This window comes from Gallaecimonas pentaromativorans (assembly GCF_003751625.1).
Classification (GTDB): Bacteria; Pseudomonadota; Gammaproteobacteria; order Enterobacterales; family Gallaecimonadaceae; genus Gallaecimonas; species Gallaecimonas pentaromativorans.
The window spans coordinates 1-20,181 of the sequence record NZ_RJUL01000006.1 but is presented as its reverse complement, the minus strand read 5'-3'; the positions used below and the strand labels follow the sequence as shown (position 1 = coordinate 20,181).

Here is a 20,181-nt window from a genome sequence, read left to right as displayed (position 1 = left end):
GCGCCATGCTTAGCGCATTTGGCGAGATGAGAGGCAAGTTCCATGTTCAACATCGACAAGTCCCAACCGGTGATGGTGACCGGCGCTACCGGCTATGTAGCCGGTTGGCTTATTAAGCGCCTGCTTGATGAAGGCCTAGCCGTGCATGGCACGGTGCGCCACCTTGCCAACAAAGCCCGGCTGCAGTACCTGTATGACCTTGCCGAGCAAAGCCCTGGCCAGCTTCAATTGTTCGAGGCCGACCTTTTAAAAGAGGGCAGCTTTGACGCCGCCGCTGCCGGTTGCGCAGTGGTGTTTCATACCGCATCGCCCTTTACCAGCCAGGTCTCAGATCCAGCCCTTGACCTTATCCAGCCAGCCTTGGAGGGTACCCGTAACGTGCTGAGGGCGGTGGAGCGCACTGCTTCGGTAAAGCGGGTGGTGCTTACCAGCAGCTGCGCCGCCATTTATGCTGACAATATCGATTTAAAGGAAAAAGGACTGAGCGCCTTTGACGAATCGGTGTGGAATACCACGGCCAACATCAGCCATCAGGCCTACAGCTATTCTAAGACCCTTGCCGAACGTGAAGCCTGGGCACTGCATGATACCCAGCAGCGCTGGCAGCTGGTGGTGGTGAATCCGTCGTTGGTGATGGGCCCCGGTATTAAAGCCGATGCCACCTCCGAGAGCTTTAACCTCATCAAACAGCTAGGGGACGGTACCATGAAGGTGGGGGTGCCAAACTGGCCTCTTGGTGTGGTGGATGTGCGCGACTTGGCCGAGGCGCACTTGGCCGCGGCCTTTACTCCAGAGGCCAGGGGGCGCTATGTGATAAGCGGCCACGACGCCAGCTTTATGGCCCTGGCCGAAGCGCTTGTACCTCGTTTTGGTGATAAATTTGCGCTGCCAAGGCGCACCTTGCCCAAATGGCTGGTCTGGTTGGCCGCCCCCTTCGCAGACAAGGCGCTGACCCGCGCCATGATAAGCCGTAATGTCGGTTACCCTTGGCATGGCGATAACCGCAAAAGCGTGCGCGAACTGGGTATGCAATACCGCTCATTAGAAGAGACCATGAACGATTTCTTTGCCCAATTGGTGGCCAGCGGCGCTGTTCAGGCTCGCTGATGGTAGGCCAGCGTTTTGCTGTAGCACCGGGCTGGCAGCTGCTGCTAAAAGACTTGGGCCTTTCGGTGAGCTGCCTGCTGAAAAAGGCCGGTCTTAGCGCTGATCTTTTTGCCCGCCAAACCAGCCTTGCCCCGGCCGAGTACTTTCGGCTCTGGGCTGTGGTGCACGACAGCCTTGGCCCCACGGCGCCGCTGCTGTTGGGCCAGGCTTTTTCCACCGAGTCATTCTCGCCGCCCATTTTTGCCAGTCTGTGCAGCCAGGACTTCAACCAGGCGCTAACCCGGCTGCAAAAATACAAACCCCTGATTGGCCCGATGCGCCTAACTTTGAACATCAGCGCCGAGTCCACGCGTCTTGAGCTGCATTTTGACCCTGCCATAGGCTCCTTGCCGCCAGGGCTTGGCGCTGCTGAACTGGTGTTTTTGGTCAAACTATTGCGCCTTGCCACCCGTGAGCAGGTTGTGCCCCTGGCGGTCAGCATGGCGCCACTGCCAACGGAGCTGGTGCCCTTTGAGGCGTTTTTCGGCGTCAGGCCCCAAGCGGGGATAAACAGCCTTACCTTCAGTGCGTCTGATGCCCGGCGGTCCTTTTTAACTTTCGACGGTGCCATGTGGGATTTTTTCGAGCCCGGCCTTAACCAGCGTCTTGCCGAGCTGTCCAGTAAGGCCTCGGCCCGTGAACGGCTAGCGGCAGTGCTTTTTGAGTTGCTACCCAGCGGTGATAGCCGTATTGATACCGTGGCCCGGCGTCTGGCCATGAGTCGGCGCAGCTTGCAGCGGCAACTCGCCGCCGAGGGCACTCATTTCCAGGCTGAACTGGGTGATGCCAGGGTGAAACTGGCTCGCAATTACCTGGGGCAATCGGCCCTGAGTCTGCAGGAAATCGCCTTTTTGCTCGGTTTTAGTGATGGCAACGCCTTTATGCGCTTTTTCAAAGAGCGCACCGGCCAGACCGCTGGCGACTATCGCCAGCGCCCCTCCCAGTAAAAAGCCGCCCTGAGGCGGCTTTTTTAAAAGTTGTTGTCGCTGTGCACCAGCAGAAGATGCACCTCTTTTAGCAGCTGGCGCAGTTTCGGCAGGGGCGTGTCTTCCTTTAACAGCGCCAGGAACGCCTGGGGAGCTTCAAGCCCCAAGGGGCGGGGCAGGCTCACCAGATCGTTGTCGGATACCGACAAACAAAGGGCGCCGTCTGCATTCAATTCGAGGTTGGCGCGCCTAAATTGCGCACCAAGGGTGGTGAGCGCTTCGACCACCGCCGGTTTTAAAAAGCGGGCTGCGGCCATCTCGTCGTCGGTGAGGACCTTAAAGCACTTTCGAAAATCCAGCGATGCCGGCTCCCAGCGGCTGCCTTTGTGGCCACTGCTGCCGTTGCCGAGAATGGCAATATTTCGGGCATAACCAAAGTCGAGCAGCAACCCATAGCGGTGGTAATGGCTATAGCTGGTGCGGGTGGTGGTGCGACCTTTACTGTCGGTACTGGTATGGGTGTGCTTGTCGACATAGTGAAAATGAAAAACCCGGTAATCAAAGCTGTGCTGCTCACCCTGATAATGCCCTTTATACAGGGCATCGATACTGCGCCTGTGGTTGCCCCGGCGAAAATCATAAAAGCGCTGGCCAAGGGCCTTGGCTTCTTTGGCGCCGTCGCAGGGAACGGGCGCCAATTGGTTGTCCAATAAAAGGTTTTTTTGCCAGATGGCGTCACTCAGGCCCTTTAGGCGGCGAGAGCGCCACGCTATCCAGCCAAGGGGGATGAGGGTTGCCAGCGTGGCCAGCACCCACAAGGTGGTGACCAGCTCCTGGTGGCCGTTAAAGCGCAAGTTGCGTTGATTCGCGGCATTGATGGCCGCAATGGTTATTCCCACCAGAGCGACAACCCATAGCGGGGTGTTGTTGTATTTCACCGGGCCCTTGAACGAGAGCGCCGGGGTCAGCAGGGCATAAAGGGCATGCTTGTCGCGCGCTTCGCTAAGGCGGCTTTTCATCACCGCCACCAGGGCGTCAACATCCTTGTTTTGTTTTAAAAACGACAACGGCCTTCCCTCAGAACTTGGGCTTAAATTCGATGCCGGCCGCGGCCTGGCTGTCGTCAAAGGTATCCAGCGGCTTCTTGTGGGTAAAAAGGCGGTTGATAAAGCTATTGGGGAACACCTCAATACCGGTATTAAAGCGCTCCACATTGCGGTTGAAAATGCGGATGGCGGCGCCCACGTTTTGCTGCTGCTCGGTTATCTCGTGCATCAGCTTGCCGTAGGTGTCGGTGGCTTTGAGGTCGGGATAGGCCTCTACCGTAAGGTTTAAGCGGCTCAACAGCTCACCCATATGCTGCTCGGCTTCGGCCAGTTGGCGGGTGTCGATGTGCTCGCCAGAGAGCCCGGCCAGCGCACCCCTCAATGCGGTTACCTTTTCCATCAGGCCTTGTTCGTGGCTGGCATAGTCTTTGGCCACTTTTTCGAGGGCCGGCAATATCTCATTTTTCTGCCGTTCCTGGGCAATTACATCGCCCCAGGCGCGGCGGCTGGCGTTAAAGCGGCCGATGATGGCGTTGTGAATAAGGATGGGGTGCCCAGCACCAACACCGCGATAACCACTAATACAACGAACATGGTAATTCCTTCCTTGAAATGTATCTGGGCAGGACTTTATCAGTTTCAGGGGCTTAGCGCAGTCATTAGGGGCAGCTGAGCGCAGATATTGATTCCAAATCAGAATATTAAAATTCACAAACAGTCTTATAGGTTCTATTCGATAGGCCTCACAATGGCTGCTTTATGACGCTTGACCTTGGATTGAAACGGGATGGATTGGCAGGGGTATTTTGTCCTTGGGCTGACGGTGGTCGCCTTGTTGACCTTGATGTTCAGCCGCCTGGCGCCGCATCTGGTCATGGCCGGGGTGCTGGTGCTGCTGAGCCTGACCGGGATCCTTGATGCCAAAGAGGCCCTGGCCGGTTTTTCCAACGCTGGCCTTATTACGGTGGCGGCGATGCTGGTGGTGGCCGGGGGGCTTAGCGCCTCGGGCGGGGTAGACTGGCTGGTGCACAAGGTGCTGGGTAACCCCAAGCATCTGCGCGGCGCCCTTGGCCGTATCTTCCCGCCGGTGTTGGTACTGAGCGCCTTTTTGAACAATACCCCGGTGGTGGCCACCTTTATTCCGGCCATTCATGCCTGGAGCCGCAAGATTGGTTTGGCCCCCTCCAAGCTGATGATCCCCCTAAGTTACAGCGCCATTTTGGGCGGCACCCTGACCCTTATCGGCACCAGCACCAACCTGATTGTGAACGGCCAGTACCAGAGCCTGACCGGCGAAGAAGGCTTTCACCTTTTTTCCATCACCCTGGTGGGCTTGCCGGTGGCGGTAATTGGCATTGCCTTTATGTGGTTGTTTTTCCCGCGCTGGCTGCCGAACCGCAAAGACGACACCCCCTTTGAGAACATGCGTGAGTTCACCCTAGAGGTGGCGGTGGCCCACGACGGCCCGCTGGTGGGTAAAAGCATTCGCGAAGCCGGGCTTCGGGAGCTGCAACGGGTGTTCTTGGTGGAAATTGAGCGCAACGGCCACCTGCTGATGGCGGTAGCCCCCGAGGAGCACCTGCAAGGGGGCGATAGGTTGGTGTTTGCCGGCGATACCGAGGCCATTTCCGAACTGCTGCGCATCAACGGCATTGTGGCTTCGGCAGATAATCAATGCGCCGAGCACCTGGCCCAGCCCCGTGACGGCCGCCGCCTGGTGGAAGTGGTGGTCTCGCCCCATTGCAGCGCCATCGGCCAGACCATTCGCGACGCGCGGTTTCGTAACCGCTATGGCGCCATCGTGCTGGCGGTGGCCAGGGGCGCCGAACGGGTCAAGGGCAATCTCGGCTCCATCAAGCTCGAAGCGGGGGATACTTTGCTCCTTGAAGCGCGCCCGGCCTTTGTCAGCCGCCAACGCTACAACAAGGACTTCTTGCTGGTTAACGATCTCGACGTTGAGCCGCCGCGTCATCGCAAGGCGCTGCTGGCCTGGGCCATTCTGGTAGGGGTGGTGGGCGCTGCTGGCCTTGGCTTTATCAGCATGCTAAACGCCGCCTTGATGGGCGCCGGGCTAATGCTGCTCACCGGCTGCATGTCGGTCGGCCAGGCCGAAAAAAGCCTCGACTTGCCGCTCATCATCACCATTGCTTCTTCCTTTGCCCTGGGCACGGCGCTGCAAGTGACCGGGGTAGCTGGCGCTATTGCCCACCAATTGGTGGCGCTATCCGGTGGCCACCCTTGGCTGCTGCTTATCTTGGTGTATGTGGCGGTGTCTTTGCTGACCGAAGTCATCACCAATAACGCCGCGGCGCTACTGATGCTGCCCATCGTGCTGGAGATAACCACCAAGGCCGGCCTTGACAGCACGCCTTTTGTGTTTGCGCTGATGATGGCGGCGTCGGCCAGTTTCGCTACCCCCCTCGGTTACCAGACCAACCTGATGGTGTTTGGCCCCGGCGGCTATCGCTTCAACGACTTTTTAAAAGTCGGGGTGCCGATGAATATCCTGGTGGGCGCTGCCACCATTGCAGTATTGCTGATCGGTTGGCCGCTTCAGCCCTAGGCCAAAAAGCCCCGCTAGCGGGGCAAAAAAAAGGCCCCGAACGGGGCCTTTTTTAATGGGCAAACTGCTTGGGGAAATGCCGCTCTAAGGCGTAAAAGAGGCCAAAGAACAAGGCGTTAAACACCAAGTCTCCCAGCAGGGTGTATTGGAAGAACGGTACCCCGGCGGCCAGGGCCTGCCACAGGCCGTTAATACCGGAAGGGTAGAAGTCACCCACCAGCCACACCGCGGCGTTGGTGACAAAAAAGAACAACAAAGACCCGCTCAAGGAACCGGCCAATACCCTGGCCGGGCTGATGTCCTTGCCCACCCAAAAGCCCAGTGCCACCGTTACCACCAGAGCCCCGTACACAAAGGGCAGGGTAGGGTGCAAACCCAGCAGCAGGTCGGAAACCGCCATGGCGGCCAGCGGCACCAGCACCGCCATGGCGCGGGTCTGGAAATGGGCCCCGGCAAACAGGGCCATGGCCGCCACCGGCGACACGTTCCAGGGGTGCGGCAGCACCCGGTACAGCGCGCAAAGGGCAATGATACTGATAAGGGTGGTCAGGCGCGGGTTCATCCGTTGTCCTCGTTAGAAGCTGTAGCGGCCGGTCAGGTTGACCTCACGGCCATTGCCCGGATACCAGGCGTTTTCTCCGTAGGCATTGTACTGTGCATTGTCAGCATAATGTTTATCAAAAAGATTATCGGCTCTTAGCACCACTTGCCAAGGCCCTTGTTGCCATTGGCCAGACAGGGCCCAAAGACCATAACCACCAAGTTTGCCCGCTTGGTTTAAATTGTCGGACAGCAAATACTGCGGCCCGCGATATTGGTACTCAAGGCGGGTAGAGACAGTGGCAGCCCATTGATAATCGCCATACACGCCACCGGCATGCTTGGACACCCAAGGCACCTGGTGGCCGTCACTGCTGCCTTGGGTGTATTTGGCATCCAGCCATTGGTAGTCAAAGCCGAGGGTCAGGGCGTCAAAGCTGTGGTCGCCATGAATGTTGACGCCGTAGCGGCGAGACTTGTCGGCGTTGACGTTGGCACCGGCAAAGAGCCCGCCGGCCGGTGCCGGGGCGTTGTTGTCAAAGACGATTTCGTCTTTAAGGTCGAGGCGAAAAGCCGAGAGGCTAAGCCCTGGCTGGGCCCAGCCCAGCTCGTAGGAATAGCCGGTTTGTGGCTTGAGGCCCACAACACCGGCCGGGGTGTAGCCTTGCTCGTCGAGCTTGGCAAAACGCACGTTGCGATCGACCCGGGCAAAGACTCGGCCCTGGCTCAGTTGGTATTGGCCAGAGAGCGACCAGGTGGTGGCGTGGTTGTCGATATTCACGCCATTGTCGTAGGTGCCGGCGTAAACCAGGTTGTCTTCCACCTTGGTGTAACGCAGGCCAGCCCCCAGGGTCAGCGCTCCTTGTTGCCACTGGCCGGTGCCGTAGGCGCTTTTGGAATCGCGCTTGTTATGTACCCGCAGGCTGGTGTTGTTGTCATCGTACTTGCCGTGCTCGTAGTCGATGCCGCCCAACCACTGCCAATGCTCGAAGCTGCCCTTGATGCGCGGTGAAACCCGGTTCAGGCGCTCATTGGCTTGATAAGGGCTATCTACGGCCCAGTCCATGAAACTCTGGTTGTAGTCGCGCTTGCGGTGGCTGGACGAACCGTCCACCAGCAACTGCCAGTTGTCATCGAGCTTTTCTTCCCAGCCCAGGCGGCCAACCCGCGTTATCTCGTTGATAAAGTCGTTGGCAAACTCGGGGCGCGATGCCTTACGGTCTTGCTGGCTAAAGGCCAGGGGGCCTGGTTGGTCGCGGTCATCCTGGTTAAAACTCAGCTCGGCAAAAAGATGGCGGCTGTCTGTTTTATACCCCACCCGGCCTTCGGCGCTTTGGGTGCGGCTCTGGGCGTGGTCGCGATAGTTGTCGTTTTTGTCCCAGGCCAGGTTGGTGTCCACATAAAGGCCGTTGGCAAAACCTTTGGAAGCGCTGGCGCCAAGGGCCTGGTGGTGGTCGGTGCCGAGGGTGGCCGATACTTGGCCGCCGTCAACGCCGTGTTTGGTGATGATGTTGATAACGCCGCCCACCGCTTGGTCCCCGTAAAGGACACCGGCCGAGCCGTTTAGAATTTCAATGCGCTCGATATTGGCCAGTTGCACCCCGGCAAGGGCAGGCGCCGCCAGGCTTTGGCTGTTGAGGCGACGCCCATCAACCAGCACCAGCACGTTGGAGCCCGCTTGACCGGGGGCAAAGCCGCGCAGGCTCAGCACCGGGCCTGAACCGGAATTGGACACCTGAATACCGGCGCGGCCACGCAGCAGATCTTCAAGATTGGTCGCGCCGCTGCGCTCGATATCGCTTTGGTCGATAACCGACACCGCCGCTGCGATTTGGTCAACCGATTGCGCCTGGCGGCCCAGCACCACAATGTGCTCGTCGGTGTCGTTGGTAGAAGGTGCGGCCTGTGCCAACAGCGGCAGCAGCGCGAGGGAAACTAAGGATTTGGCGTAGCCCATAAAGTCAGTCCAGCTTCATGGGGGCAAAAGCAATACCACAGCAAGGTTGCCGAACCCGCACCTCGCCCACCGAAGGCTGCGGGTTTTCTTCTATGGCCGGTCTCCGGACTTCAAAGGCTGAGCGGCTTCGCCTTCCCGTGTTGCCACAGTGGCATGTTGAAGCCGCAACTTTGTTACCGTTGCGGGGGCAGTGCCGGATTTACACCGGCTTCCCGATTATCCCTTGCGGGCACCACAGAAAAAGGCTTGTGTTTAGGTCTTGTTAACAGACTGCGGCATGATAGTGGCTTGGGTTTTGGATGTCCAGACGGCCCTGCCAATGGCATATCAGTTTTATGACAATGACGTTATTTCGCCCACCGTATTAGCCTAAAGGCGAGTTGCTCTGGCAGCGGCTTTTGCTTAAAACAGGGTTTTAACTTTGACCGGACCTGTTATGAAAGCCGTACTGCTGGATGCCGATACTTTGGGCGACGATATCGACTTGGCTCCCATCCGCGAGGTGGTGAGTGAGCTTCGGGTGTTTGGCACCACCAGCCCGGCGCAATTGGCTGAGCATGCCGGTGATGCCGATCTGCTGCTCACCAACAAGGTGCAGTTGGGCGAGGCCATTATGGCCGGGCGCAAAGGCCTGTTGGTGATGGCGACCGGCACCAACAATGTCGACCTTGCCGCCGCCAAAGCCAGGGGCATCCCGGTGCTGAACGTCAACAACTACGGCACCGCCTCGGTGGCTCAGCATACTTTGATGCTGCTGCTGACCCTGGCTGCCAAGCTGCCTCTTTACCAGCAGGAGTTGACCGCTGGCGCTTGGCAGCAAAGCCCCTTTTTCTGCCTGATGGGCAATAAAACCCTGGAGCTTGCCGGTAAAACCCTGGTGCTGGTGGGCTCGGGCACCCTGGGCTCGGAAGTGGCGCGCTTGGCCGAGGCCTTTGGCATGACGGTGAAATTCGCCGCTCGCCCCGGCAACGCCGAAGACACCCGCCCCAGCCTCGACAATTTGCTGAGCGATGCCGATGCTTTGTCCTTTCACTGCCCCCTTACCGAGCAGACTCGCCATTTGTTGAATGCTGAGCGGCTGGCTGCCATTAAGCCCGGCTGCCTGGTAGTGAACTGCGCCCGGGGCGGCGTGATTGATGAGCTGGCGGCCCTTGATGCCCTTAAAGCCGGGCGCCTTGGCGGGCTGGCGGTAGACGTGCTGCCGGTTGAGCCGCCAAGGGAAGGTCACCCGCTGCTGGATGCCTTGGCCGAGCCCCTTAATCTGATTGTGACGCCCCACAGTGCCTGGATAAGCCCCGAGGCGCGGCAAAACATCGTCAACATTACCGCCAATAATATTCGCAGCCTGCTTTAAGCCTGGCCAAGAAAAAGGGCGCCCTTGATGGGCGCTTTTTTCATTTTTATGACAGAGCATTTTTAAATCTGGTCGTACCACTTTTCGTAAGAAGTATTTGCAAAAGGCGTCATTTAACTTTGATTTAACAGTTGTTGGTGAGGCGCGTCTTTTTCACGGCATTAGTGTGATTAACATCGTGATTTTTATCGGCATATCCTTCGCGGGGTATTAAAAGTCAGTGCAATTTCCCTTTCTTTTGTATGGGTAATTAGGTGTTTGATTTTGTTCGATATTCGAATTTCACGTGTCAATGATTTGGCGTGGTGAATTATTCGGAAATTCTGCGTTTACATCACTGTAAATCTTGACCCTTATATAAGGAACATGGCATAAATGCACCTCAGATTTATGCAGGCAACCTTGATGTCTTGGCAATTATATTGCTGGGAAGGGTGGAATCTGCAAAGGCCGGCGTACAACCACTGAACGCCTTTCTTTAATTCTCTTGATTCGAGGTTTGTCATGTCTGTACAGACGCCAACCGAAATTACCAACGCCGTTGTTCAGACCGGCGTGCGTAAAAGCGGCCTTTCGCTTTTATCCCTGCTGATCCTCGGCTTTATGGCTGGTGCCTTTATCGCCATCGGCTTCCTGCTGGATATCCGCGTCACCGCCATGCTGCCGCACGAGTGGGCTTCACTGTCCATCTTCCTGGGCGCTGCCGTGTTCCCTGTGGGCCTGATTTTGACCGTGCTGGCTGGCGGTGAGCTGCTGACCGGCAACATGATGTACATGGCTACCGCCCTGTTCTCCGGCAAGATCGGTGTAGCTGCCCTGGTGCGTAACTGGGTTGTGGTCACCATCGCCAACTTCATCGGCGCGGTATTTATCGCCTACTTCTTTGGCCACTTCCTGGGCCTGGCTGAAGGCGCTTTCCTTGCCAAGAGCGTAGCCGTGGCCAAAGCCAAGGTTCATGCCGACTTCATGCACGCTTTTGTGTCTGGTATCGGCTGTAACTGGCTGGTGTGTCTGGGTATCTGGCTGGGCCTGTCCAGCAAAGAAGCCATCGGCAAAATCCTGGGCCTGTGGTTTCCGGTCATGGCGTTCGTTGCCATCGGCTTCCAGCACGTGGTGGCCAACATGTTCGTTATCCCGCTGGGCATCTTCGCTGGCGCTGTAACCTGGGGCGAGTACTTCGGTAACTTCGTACCGGTATTCCTGGGTAACGTAGTAGGTGGCGCCCTGTTTGTGGGTGTGGCTTATTACATCGCTCTGGTGCGCGAGAGCAACGCTCCGCAGGCTGCTGCCGAAGTAGAAGGCAGCGCCACCAAAGCCTGATGCTTTACTGTTTTAAAAAAGGCCATGCACTGCATGGCCTTTTTTATTGAAGGTGAGTCACTGTCAGATAGATAAAACGCATTGTCTTAAAAGAACCGGCTGTAAAAGCGGCCACTCATCCCCACTGTAAGAGATACGCCTTTTCTCTGATTGTGGAACCACTCATGTCCAATACTGCTGCACTTTTCTCGCCGGTCAGCGCCGGTGCCCTGGCTCTGCCCAACCGTTTTGTGATGGCGCCTTTGACCCGCTGCCGCGCCGTTAACCATCAACCCAACGAACTGATGGCCACCTATTATGCCCAGCGGGCCAGCGCCGGTTTGCTGATCACCGAATGCACCATGGTCAGCCCCGGCACCTCGGCTTTTGGTAACGATCCGGGTATTTACAGTGCCGAGCAGGTTGAAGGCTGGAAGCTCACCACCGAGGCCGTGCACCAGGCTGGTGGCCGCGTCTTTTTGCAAATTTGGCACGCCGGGCGCGCCGCCCATCCGCTCTTGAACGGCGGTAAAGACGCTGTGGCCCCCAGCGCCATTGCCATTGACGACGAAACCCACACCCCCGAAGGCAAAAAGCCCTACACGGTGCCGGTGTCGCTGACCGAGGAAGGCATTGCCAGCATTGTGGCGGATTTTCGCCAGGCCGCGGCCAACGCCATTGCCGCCGGCTTTGACGGCGTGGAAGTGCACGGTGCCAACGGTTATTTGATTGACGAGTTCCTCCGTGACAGCGCCAACCAGCGCACCGACCAATACGGCGGCAGCCTGGAAAACCGGGCCCGGTTCCTGACCGAGGTGCTAAGCGCGGTGTGCGAAGAGATTGGCAGCGACAAAGTGGGCCTGCGCCTGTCGCCCTTTAATAGCTACAACAGCATGAAAGACAGCGATCCGGCCGCCTGGATGCGCTATCTGGCCGAGCACCTCAACGGCTTTAACCTGGCGTATCTGCACATTCTGCGCGGCGACATTCTTGGCATCCAGCAAGGTGATGTGCTGGATATCGCCCGTGAGCACTATAAAGGGCACCTGATGGTGAACATGGCCTACGGCTATGACGAAGCTGCCCAGGTGATAGCCCTGGGCAAAGCCGATTCGGTGGCCTTTGGCCGTGATTTTCTGGCTAACCCCGACTTGCCGGCCCGTATTGCCGCCAAAGCGCCGCTTAACGCCCCCGACGTGGCCACCTTTTATTCACCGGGCGAAGCCGGTTACACCGACTACCCAGCTATGGCCTAACCGCCGTGAAATAAAAAACGCCGCGAATGCGGCGTTTTTTTATGGCTTATTTTTCTAGCGTAATGCGGCTGGTGTCTGCCAGCGCCTTACTTTCAGAGTTGGTGAGCTTGCCGTTGTCGTCCTGGATAAAGAACACCTCCAGGCCTTCTTTTTGAGCAATGTCCATGCCTTCTTGTTGGCCGAGGCAGAGCATGGCGGTGGCCCAGGCGTCACTGACTCTTGGGTCGGTGCCAAACACCGAGGCAGAGATAAGGTCGTGGGTGACCGGCGCGCCGCTACGCGGGTCAAGGATGTGGGAATAGCGCTTGCCGTTGGCATCGAAGTGATGGCGGTAAGTGCCTGAGGTATCAAGGGTAACGCCGCTGGCATCGTCAATGGTGATGATTTGGTAGACGCTCGCCTGCTCACGCTTGGCGGTGGGGTTTTGAATGGCGATACGCCATTTGGCGCCGTCGGGCTTGCGGCCCTTTATCTTCATGTCGCCGCCAAATTCCACCAGGTAATTGGTTACGCCGTGTTTTTCCAGCACCTGGCTGAGCTTGCCGATGGTGTAACCCTCGCCCATGGAGGAGAAGCTTATCTGCAGCCCCGGCACGGTTTTGCGAATCCTCATGCCGGCGTGGTCCACCTCGATTTTGTCCATGCCGATAGCAGCCTTGATGGCGGCAATTTGCTCGGCGCTCGGCACGTTCAGGATGTTCTTTTGAAAACCCCAAAGATCAAACAGCGGGCCGACCGTGGGGTCGTAACAGCCCTGGGTTTTGGTGTCGATGTCCTTGGCGATATCAATCAGCTCGATAAAGTCCTTCGAGGCGCTTTGCCACTGGGTAGAGGGGCTGTGGTTGAAGGCAGAGATGTAGGAGTCGTCGCGGTAGGTCGAGAGCTCTTTATCAATCTGGGCCAGGGTGGCGTTGAAGTCTTGCTCGATGGCAGCCGGGTCGTCGCCGCCTTGTTTCCACCAACTGATGTGGTAACTGGTGCCCTGGGCAAAGCCTTCGACTTTTTCGACCAGGGGCGGCTGGCTGCAACTGCTGGCAAACAGGGCAGCGGCCAAGGCGAGGGCGCTCTGGCGCCAAAATACGGGGGATACAGAGATCATGACGGGCCTTAGTCCAAAAATGTTGGCGAGAGTCTACCAGCGCCGCCCCGGCGACTCTACATTCCCCCGGCCAATGGCGGTTAGGTAAGGTGAGCAGGCAAGGGGATGTTATGCTGCCCGCACCCCGGCCAATGGACTCACCCATGCAAAGCGTTGCCCTTTTCGTAGACGTGCAAAACGCCTATTACACTGCCCGCCAGGCCTTTGGCGGCAATGTTGATTACAACCGGCTCTGGGCCCGCGCCACCCAAGGCCGCCAGGTGCTGAGCGCCTATGCCTACGCCATTAACCGGGGCGATGCCAAACAGCAGCAATTTCAAAATATCCTCAGGGCCATTGGCTTTACCGTCAAACTCAAGCCCTTTATCCAGCGCAGCGACGGCTCTGCCAAAGGCGACTGGGACGTGGGCATTACCATCGACGCCTTAGAAGAAGGCGCCAAGGCCGATGTGGTGGTGCTGGTGTCGGGGGACGGCGATTTTGATCTGCTGGCCAGCGCCCTTCGTGCCAAAGGCGTGGTGGTGGAGGTGTACGCCGTGGCGCCGCTCACCGCCGCCTCGCTCATTAACGCCGCCAGTCTTTTTATTCCCATCGAGGGTGAGCTGCTGCTGGCCAAGGGCTGAGTGGCAAGCCGCTCTTTGTGACGCCCACACGAACAAGGCCAGTGGTTCACTCTCAACGGTTCGGGCCTGTCCTTGCTGCGCGTTCTGCTATAGAGTGACCCGGCCCCGCTAAAGAGGGCGATAAAAAAGCAGTGAACAGGCGCCACCACAGCCTGAATGAAGGAAGTCCATGAGTCACACAGAATCCGCCGTTGTTTCCCATCGCCGCGCCCCGGGCCTGGTGGTGCAAATTATTATTGGCCTGGTGCTGGGTATTGCCCTGGCACTGTGGGCCCCAAAGCTTGGCATTGCCGCAGGCCTCTTGGGTAACCTTTTTGTCAGTGCCTTAAAAGCGGTAGCGCCGGTGCTGGTATTCGTGCTGGTGATGGCCGCCATTGCCAACCACCGCCAGGGCGCCCAAACCCACATTCGCCCCATTCTTTACCTGTACCTGATTGGCACCTTTTGCGCCGCTTTGGTGGCGGTGAGTATGAGCTTTTTGTTCCCCACCACCTTGGAATTGGCCATTAAAGGCGTGGATTCGGCGGCGCCCCAGGGCATAGGGGAGGTGATGCACACCTTGCTGATGCGCATTGTCGACAACCCAATCAATGCCCTGATAAGCGGCAATTTTGTGGGGATCCTCGCTTGGGCGGCGGCGCTGGGGCTGGCCTTTAGAAAGGCTGGTGACAACACCCGGGCGCTGTTAGAAGACGCCGCCGAAGCGGTGTCCTCGGTGGTGAAATGGGTTATTCGATTTGCCCCGCTGGGTATCTTTGGCCTGGTGGCGCACACCATCGCCGAGACCGGCTTTAAAGCCCTGGCCGGCTATAGCCACCTGCTGCTGGTACTGATTGGCTCCATGCTCATTATCGCGCTGGTGGTTAACCCGCTTATCGTCTTCATTAAATTGCGCCGAAATCCTTATCCGCTGGTCTTTAAATGTCTGCGCGAAAGCGGCGTGACCGCCTTTTTTACCCGCAGCTCCGCCGCCAATATCCCGGTGAACATGGACCTTTGCCAGCGCCTTGAGCTGCACGAAGACACCTATTCGGTGTCCATCCCCCTCGGGGCCACCATTAATATGGCCGGCGCCGCCATCACCATTACCGTGCTGTCATTGGCTGCCGCCCACACCCTGGGCCAGGACGTTGATCTGCTAAGCGCCTTGCTGCTGAGCCTGGTAGCATCTGTTGCCGCCTGCGGCGCCTCCGGTGTGGCCGGCGGCTCGCTGCTGCTTATTCCCCTGGCCTGTAGCCTGTTCGGTATCGACAACAACATTGCCATGCAGGTGGTGGCTATCGGCTTTATCATCGGCGTGGTGCAAGACTCGTGCGAAACCGCCCTTAACAGCTCCACCGACGTGCTCTTTACCGCCGCCGGTTGCGGGGTAGAAAAGCGCTGAGTATCCCCTCATTGCCAAAACGCCCTACGGGGCGTTTTTTTATGCCTGCAGTTGGCCAATAAAATCCCGAAAAAGCTATTTACCCTTGATTTCAATAGGGTTATCGTCGTTTAACTCGGGTTTGTGGTTTACCGTGGGCAATAAAGCCCTTTGTATCTGCACTGGCTTGGGCGCCGATAAAGGCAGCCCGCAGCTCGTCTGCGAGCTGAGGACCGCCAAGGACGGTTTCCCAACGCTGGATCAAGTGATAACAAGGATGCTATCAGCATGTGGGAGCTGTGACTCAGGGGCGGTAGCGTCCCTTCTGCTTACTCGGCTTGGCTACTTATTCATTTGATAATTAATGGTTTTATACTGTTTCTGCTTTGGCGGTTTACACCTTTTCTGCCGGGATTATTCGGACCGTCCATGGTTCTTACCTGCCGGGCTGAACAACTGTATGGATGAACAGTATATCTATTGGGCCAGCTGCTTCAGGCCATTTATGACGATAAAGAACGCTCGTTTTCCCCGGTCTGACCAGTTTTACTTCATTGAAGTAGAAGACGTTATTTTTCATCCGAGGTGATGATAACGAGCGCATGTCTCGCATAAAAACGAGACCGCACGGTTTCATCGAGTCAAAGAAACTGTATGAGTAGAGAATAAATAGGGATATCAGTTGGTTAGCGTAATAAATAACAACTGATCAGATGAGTGAAAGCGAGCGCGCTCGCTAATAAAACTGTTATGTGAACCTATGAATATCGAAGTTATTGCAAAAATTGCAGGGGTATTAGGTTTCTTTATAAGTGTTAGTACCTTTGTTTTAACCAGATTAGAGCGTAGAAAAAAGATTGAAATAGAGCTTTTTGAATCAAGTTCTTTAGATTTTCCGGATGAAGAGGATGCAAAGGGCGAGTTACTTATTAAAGTAAGGTTCACGAATATTGGGCCGCAACCGGTGATTTTGAAGCCAAGAACTCTGATTATCGAGTGCAGTGGCAAAACATATAAGCTAGATAGGGAAGATTATTGGGGCATGGATGAATTCGATGAATTGATGCCTCCAACTTCAAGTCAAGAAATTGGTGTTCACTTAGGTTCGGTTTGCGAGGCTTTAGAGATTGAATCCCCGAAAAACTATGATGAGAAAACCTTTAACAAACTTTATCCATTGAGCGTTAAAATCTATGATCACTCTGGTAAGGCCTATAAAACAGAAAAGTTTAAGTACCACGAGTCTGTCGGAGAGTTCATCACATAACAAAGCCAACCACAATCGCACCAGCAAGCTGGTGCTGGACTCGCAACAAGTTGCTCGCCTGTGTTGGCGGCGTTAGCACTCAATATGAATCGAGCATTAATTATATATTTATCAGTCATCTTGTGTTCTTGTGACTCCGGTGTTCTATGGAGTGATCACCCATATGAGGTTCATTGGGTCGATACAGGAAGCAATGTTACGTTGGCTCGCAGGATTAACGGAGGGCCTGATACAATTGGAAGAGTTGATGCTGAAGTTATTGCGGTAGGTAGCAATGACAAATTTGTAGTAGCAAAGCAAAGAGTTATTGGTTCAGATAGCATTTCCTATTTTTACGTTGAGAAAAGTAAAGATAGCACTTATCTAAATCTAAGCGAAATCACACAAGGGCCATTTTCTGAGGCGCGGTTCAGTAAATTGAAGGCTGAGCTGGAGCTACCTGATTTCACTAAAGAGTTTTAATGCAAAGTGCTAACAAACAAATCTTGCGGAGCGGCTTACGCTTCGCTCCAGCCGCCCGCAAATTTGGGCGTTAAATGACACGAGCGAATAATGGCTCCAATAATCGATGAATTTCTGAGGCCAGTCGAAAAATCTAGCTCGAATATCGAGTTTCAAGCTGATGTTGTCTCATGGCAGCTTTCCGCAGAAGGCGACATTGTGGTTCAGATTTTTCGTCGAAGTAGCGGATCATTTGGCATTGGCTACTTGGCTTGGGTAGCATGGCGCGACGCGGGCGATTGTGTTCAAAGTCATTCGTGGCACCCAATTGCGCCTAGTACTACCGCAATTTTGGCATCTGAGACTGAAGCAAAGTCATATGCAGAACATCAGGCTTCTACTGATGGCATAAAACTTAAAGGCCAGTGGTGTAGTGTCATTTAACTAAATAGCTGTGCCGAATAGTAGATCACCTTGGGCAGCCTACGAAGCCCATGTTTTCGCGGGCTGTAGCGATATAGGGTGGCTCACAATTAGGAGCACTTATTTAGGCGTTGAAGTGGGCCCCTACACTCCGCGATTTTGCGTGCAATTCGCTGGCGCTCATTTTAATGCACACAAAACCGCTCCGTTCCGGGGCCACTGAACTTGGCGTTAAGCATTTAGCATCGAGGGAGATTTCAGCTTGTTTTTTTATGTGGATGAAAGTGGGCATACGGGCCCAAATCTTTTTGATGAAAATCAACCTATCCTCTACTACGGGGTGCTTTCTAGCAAAATCAACTTAGATGCAGCAGCCGAAAGCAGGGTTAAGGGAATTAGAAAAAGGCTTGGGGTCAAGAGACTGCATGCTGCTGATCTTGGTAATGGAAGGCTTATTGAAATAGTTAAAGACGTAGACGCTCTCAGAAAGCGATACGATCTTCGATTTGATATTTACAGAGTGGCTAAAGCCGATCACGCTCTTATAAGCTTTTTTGATCAGGTCTTTGATCAAGGGATGAATCCAGCAGTACCCTGGACTTCATATTGGACACCCTTACGCTATGTTCTTCTAGTAAAACTGGCAACGCTTTTTGATGAAGATCTATTGAAAGAAGCGTGGGCGGCTCGAATAAATTTGAATACAGAACAAGCAAATGAGTCTTTATCGAATATATGCCTTGAGCTGAAGAGAAGAGTCATAACTATTCCCGATGAGCGTTCACGTCAAGTCATGGGGGATGCATTAAGCTGGGCAGCAGAGAACCCTAATGAGATTTACTACAACATAAAAAATAAAAAAGACCTTTTGCAAATAACCCCAAACTTAATAGGTTTTCAATCTGTGATGCATGGAATTGCTTCACGCTTAATTAAAAATGGGAAAAGCGCCTCGAAAATTGTCGTTGACCAACAATCCCAATTTAACAAGGCTCAGAAAAAACTATCTGACTTTTATGCGGCTAATAAGAACGTACCTCTAGTAAATGGACCTGGGCTACCTGATATAGATTTTAGCGGGATGCCAGAGGTTCCTATTTCATGTACAGCGGGTACTGATAGCACTGGCCTAGAGCTTGTTGACATCTACCTGTGGGTTTTCAAACGATTTATGGATAACAAAGAACTGGCCCCAGAGCTTTTTACCCTAATAAAGAGCCAACTTCACAGAGGTCACACTGATGAAATATCGATAAATGCTATTTCAAGTCGGTGGACTAAATGGTTCGAGGAGTTGCCTGAGGTTACAGATGAGCAAATGGAAAAAGGTCGAGAAATAATGAAAATGGACGAAGACCGGAGACTACAGGCTATAAATAATGCTTAACAAGTCAATCAACTTCGCGCCTGCGGCGCCGGACGCGCAAAAAGCGCGCGCCGGTTATTGAGGCGTTAAATGGCAAAGGAAATGTGCAAACCTAAAGCAATAGAAGATATAACCGTCGAAGATTTAAAAGCTCATCGTTGGTGTTTTTACCAAAACGATGAAGAGGGTTTTGATGCGTTTGAACATGTAATCCCAGATAATCACCCTGATTTCTCAGAGCACGTAATTGAACTAGAATTATCTGAGTTTAAATTTGCCAATGGCAAATCTTGTTTTGGGTTTTACGATGGTTCCGAGGCTTTTAATATTATCGCTGGCGATCAATGGTATTCTTTTTGGTACGGTATTGCCGAGCCCAACGCTGAAGATTTATCAAGGTTAAAGTCATTTGTTGTTAGCAATAACTTAGAGCTTCCGGTAGTTGTACAAGCAAAGTGGTCAGGCACATCTAAAACATTCAGTGGCATCCAATATATAAATCCAAATGGCGAAACAATTGAAAAAACCATTTAACAAGCCGCTTAAATTTGTTCTGGCCGCAAAAACCGCGGCCTCCACCGGACTCGCTAACGCTCGCCGTTTAGAAAAAAAATAAAGGACATCCATCTTCTGAGTAACAAAAGTCCAGTTTTTTGTGTTGCATCGATAGTGCAGGATTAATCAGCCTTGAGGGTGTTTGCTTCGCGCTGATACCGCGTTTTGTCGTTAAAAACGCAAATCCAAGGCGAGCGAGATTGTCAGCGGGTGCCGAAGGTCTGTGAGCGCGGGGCTGTGAGGGGATTAAGCGGCTTTTATTGGTGGGCCGACCACGTGCCGTCGGTGGTGGGCTTTGGCGTAGGCACTTTGGGCCTGCTTATGGCCAATCACAGAGCCACGGGAAAGTTGGTGTTGGCCCAGGGCGATAAGGAAGCTGTCGGCATCCAGGCCTAAGCGTTCCAAAATGGCAGGGGTGTCTGGGGTGATGAAGCCGCGTTTGTCGTCTCGTTGTGCCCGGCCTGTCCAATCCACCAATGCCAGGTAATCGGCCAGCGCAAAGGGAATGCCTTTTGGGCTGTCTTTAAACTGGGTAACAAAAGGGAGTAGGGCTGGCTGGCTAGCACTATCGGGGTTAAGCCTTGCCGATAAAGACACATCGGCTGAGGCTTCCGGGGTATCCACTATCTTGGCGCGAAGCGGGTTGAGGTCCACATAAGCCATACAGGCCAGTAACCCGGCTTCATCCAAAATGGCTTGCGACTTAAAGCGCGCCTCCCAAAACCGGCCCTTACACTTGTCTTCTTCATTGGCCTTGCGGGCAATATGCTCGTTCAAGCAACGCATAAACCAGGACAGGTCACAAAGCCGCTGCCGCAGCGTATCGATATGTGACCGCGCCACAGTCCGCTCAGCCTCACAGGTTAACTTACCGGCCCGATAGCGATTGACGAGCAGTGGCAAAGCAAACAGCAGCTCCCAACGGGCCATTACCGCGTCATCGTCTAACACCGCTGC

Annotated in this window: 18 protein-coding genes and 1 riboswitch; of the genes, 12 read left to right on the top strand and 6 right to left on the bottom strand. The window is 54.8% G+C overall.

Features of this window, described 5'->3' with window-relative positions; genetic code table 11:
• Window positions 1-42: 42 nt before the first annotated feature.
• Window positions 43-1,107, top strand: coding sequence for an NAD-dependent epimerase/dehydratase family protein (locus EDC28_RS11585; protein ID WP_123421711.1), 1,065 nt, complete (start codon window positions 43-45; stop codon window positions 1,105-1,107).
• Complete coding sequence (locus EDC28_RS11580; RefSeq protein WP_123421710.1) at window positions 1,107-2,093, top strand: AraC family transcriptional regulator; 987 nt, start codon at window positions 1,107-1,109, stop codon at window positions 2,091-2,093. The genes EDC28_RS11585 and EDC28_RS11580 overlap by 1 nt, the downstream gene beginning before the upstream one ends.
• A gap of 23 nt (window positions 2,094-2,116) precedes the next feature.
• Here the strand turns inward: EDC28_RS11580 and EDC28_RS11575 are convergent, their stop codons facing one another.
• On the bottom strand, window positions 2,117-3,139 hold the full coding sequence (locus EDC28_RS11575; RefSeq protein WP_123421709.1) for a hypothetical protein: 1,023 nt from the start codon (window positions 3,137-3,139) through the stop codon (window positions 2,117-2,119).
• A 10-nt stretch (window positions 3,140-3,149) separates the two neighbouring features.
• A complete protein-coding gene (locus tag EDC28_RS11570; RefSeq protein ID WP_244946585.1) occupies window positions 3,150-3,830 on the bottom strand; it encodes a LemA family protein in 681 nt (226 codons plus the stop codon).
• Window positions 3,831-3,905: 75 nt separating this feature from the next.
• On the opposite strand from EDC28_RS11570, the gene EDC28_RS11565 reads away from it, so the two are divergent.
• A complete protein-coding gene (locus tag EDC28_RS11565) occupies window positions 3,906-5,681 on the top strand; it encodes an SLC13 family permease (RefSeq protein ID WP_123421708.1) in 1,776 nt (591 codons plus the stop codon).
• A 52-nt stretch (window positions 5,682-5,733) separates the two neighbouring features.
• On the opposite strand, the gene EDC28_RS11560 is transcribed toward EDC28_RS11565, so the two are convergent.
• A complete protein-coding gene (locus tag EDC28_RS11560; protein ID WP_123421707.1) occupies window positions 5,734-6,243 on the bottom strand; it encodes a DUF6580 family putative transport protein in 510 nt (169 codons plus the stop codon).
• 12 nt (window positions 6,244-6,255) lie between these two features.
• Window positions 6,256-8,178 carry a TonB-dependent receptor gene (locus tag EDC28_RS11555; RefSeq protein WP_123421706.1) on the bottom strand — a complete coding sequence of 641 codons (1,923 nt, stop codon included), beginning with the start codon at window positions 8,176-8,178 and terminating at the stop codon, window positions 6,256-6,258.
• 77 nt (window positions 8,179-8,255) lie between these two features.
• A riboswitch (cobalamin riboswitch) is annotated at window positions 8,256-8,430 on the bottom strand.
• A 184-nt stretch (window positions 8,431-8,614) separates the two neighbouring features.
• Here EDC28_RS11555 and EDC28_RS11550 point away from each other — a divergent pair.
• The 3 genes from EDC28_RS11550 to EDC28_RS11540 all read left to right on the top strand — a co-directional run bounded on the left by EDC28_RS11550 (window position 8,615) and on the right by EDC28_RS11540 (window position 12,087).
• Window positions 8,615-9,532 (top strand): NAD(P)-dependent oxidoreductase, encoded by a 918-nt coding sequence (locus tag EDC28_RS11550; protein WP_123421705.1) that lies wholly within the window; start codon window positions 8,615-8,617, stop codon window positions 9,530-9,532.
• 504 nt (window positions 9,533-10,036) lie between these two features.
• On the top strand, window positions 10,037-10,852 hold the full coding sequence (locus tag EDC28_RS11545; RefSeq protein WP_123421704.1) for a formate/nitrite transporter family protein: 816 nt from the start codon (window positions 10,037-10,039) through the stop codon (window positions 10,850-10,852).
• A gap of 164 nt (window positions 10,853-11,016) precedes the next feature.
• A complete protein-coding gene (locus EDC28_RS11540; protein ID WP_050660021.1) occupies window positions 11,017-12,087 on the top strand; it encodes an alkene reductase in 1,071 nt (356 codons plus the stop codon).
• Window positions 12,088-12,133: 46 nt separating this feature from the next.
• Here EDC28_RS11540 and EDC28_RS11535 read toward each other — a convergent pair whose 3' ends face one another.
• Window positions 12,134-13,186: an FAD:protein FMN transferase gene (locus EDC28_RS11535; protein ID WP_123421703.1), complete on the bottom strand. Its 1,053-nt coding sequence runs from the start codon at window positions 13,184-13,186 to the stop codon at window positions 12,134-12,136.
• Window positions 13,187-13,329: 143 nt separating this feature from the next.
• Between EDC28_RS11535 and EDC28_RS11530 the strand changes: the two genes are divergently transcribed.
• From EDC28_RS11530 to EDC28_RS11510, 6 genes are all read left to right on the top strand, one after another.
• On the top strand, window positions 13,330-13,809 hold the full coding sequence (locus tag EDC28_RS11530) for a LabA-like NYN domain-containing protein (protein WP_050660023.1): 480 nt from the start codon (window positions 13,330-13,332) through the stop codon (window positions 13,807-13,809).
• A gap of 169 nt (window positions 13,810-13,978) precedes the next feature.
• Window positions 13,979-15,193 (top strand): serine/threonine transporter SstT, encoded by a 1,215-nt coding sequence (gene sstT, locus EDC28_RS11525; protein WP_123421702.1) that lies wholly within the window; start codon window positions 13,979-13,981, stop codon window positions 15,191-15,193.
• A gap of 739 nt (window positions 15,194-15,932) precedes the next feature.
• Entirely contained in the window at window positions 15,933-16,439 is a 507-nt protein-coding gene (locus EDC28_RS11520; protein ID WP_050660630.1) for a hypothetical protein, read from the top strand.
• An 84-nt stretch (window positions 16,440-16,523) separates the two neighbouring features.
• Window positions 16,524-16,901, top strand: coding sequence for a hypothetical protein (locus EDC28_RS20005; RefSeq protein ID WP_170164108.1), 378 nt, complete (start codon window positions 16,524-16,526; stop codon window positions 16,899-16,901).
• A 664-nt stretch (window positions 16,902-17,565) separates the two neighbouring features.
• Window positions 17,566-18,690 carry a DUF3800 domain-containing protein gene (locus EDC28_RS11515; protein ID WP_123421701.1) on the top strand — a complete coding sequence of 375 codons (1,125 nt, stop codon included), beginning with the start codon at window positions 17,566-17,568 and terminating at the stop codon, window positions 18,688-18,690.
• Between the two features lie 69 nt (window positions 18,691-18,759).
• Window positions 18,760-19,203: a hypothetical protein gene (locus EDC28_RS11510; RefSeq protein ID WP_123421700.1), complete on the top strand. Its 444-nt coding sequence runs from the start codon at window positions 18,760-18,762 to the stop codon at window positions 19,201-19,203.
• Between the two features lie 267 nt (window positions 19,204-19,470).
• On the opposite strand, the gene EDC28_RS11505 is transcribed toward EDC28_RS11510, so the two are convergent.
• A partial coding sequence (locus EDC28_RS11505) for a transposase (RefSeq protein ID WP_123421699.1) occupies window positions 19,471-20,181 on the bottom strand: 711 nt, incomplete at its 5' end.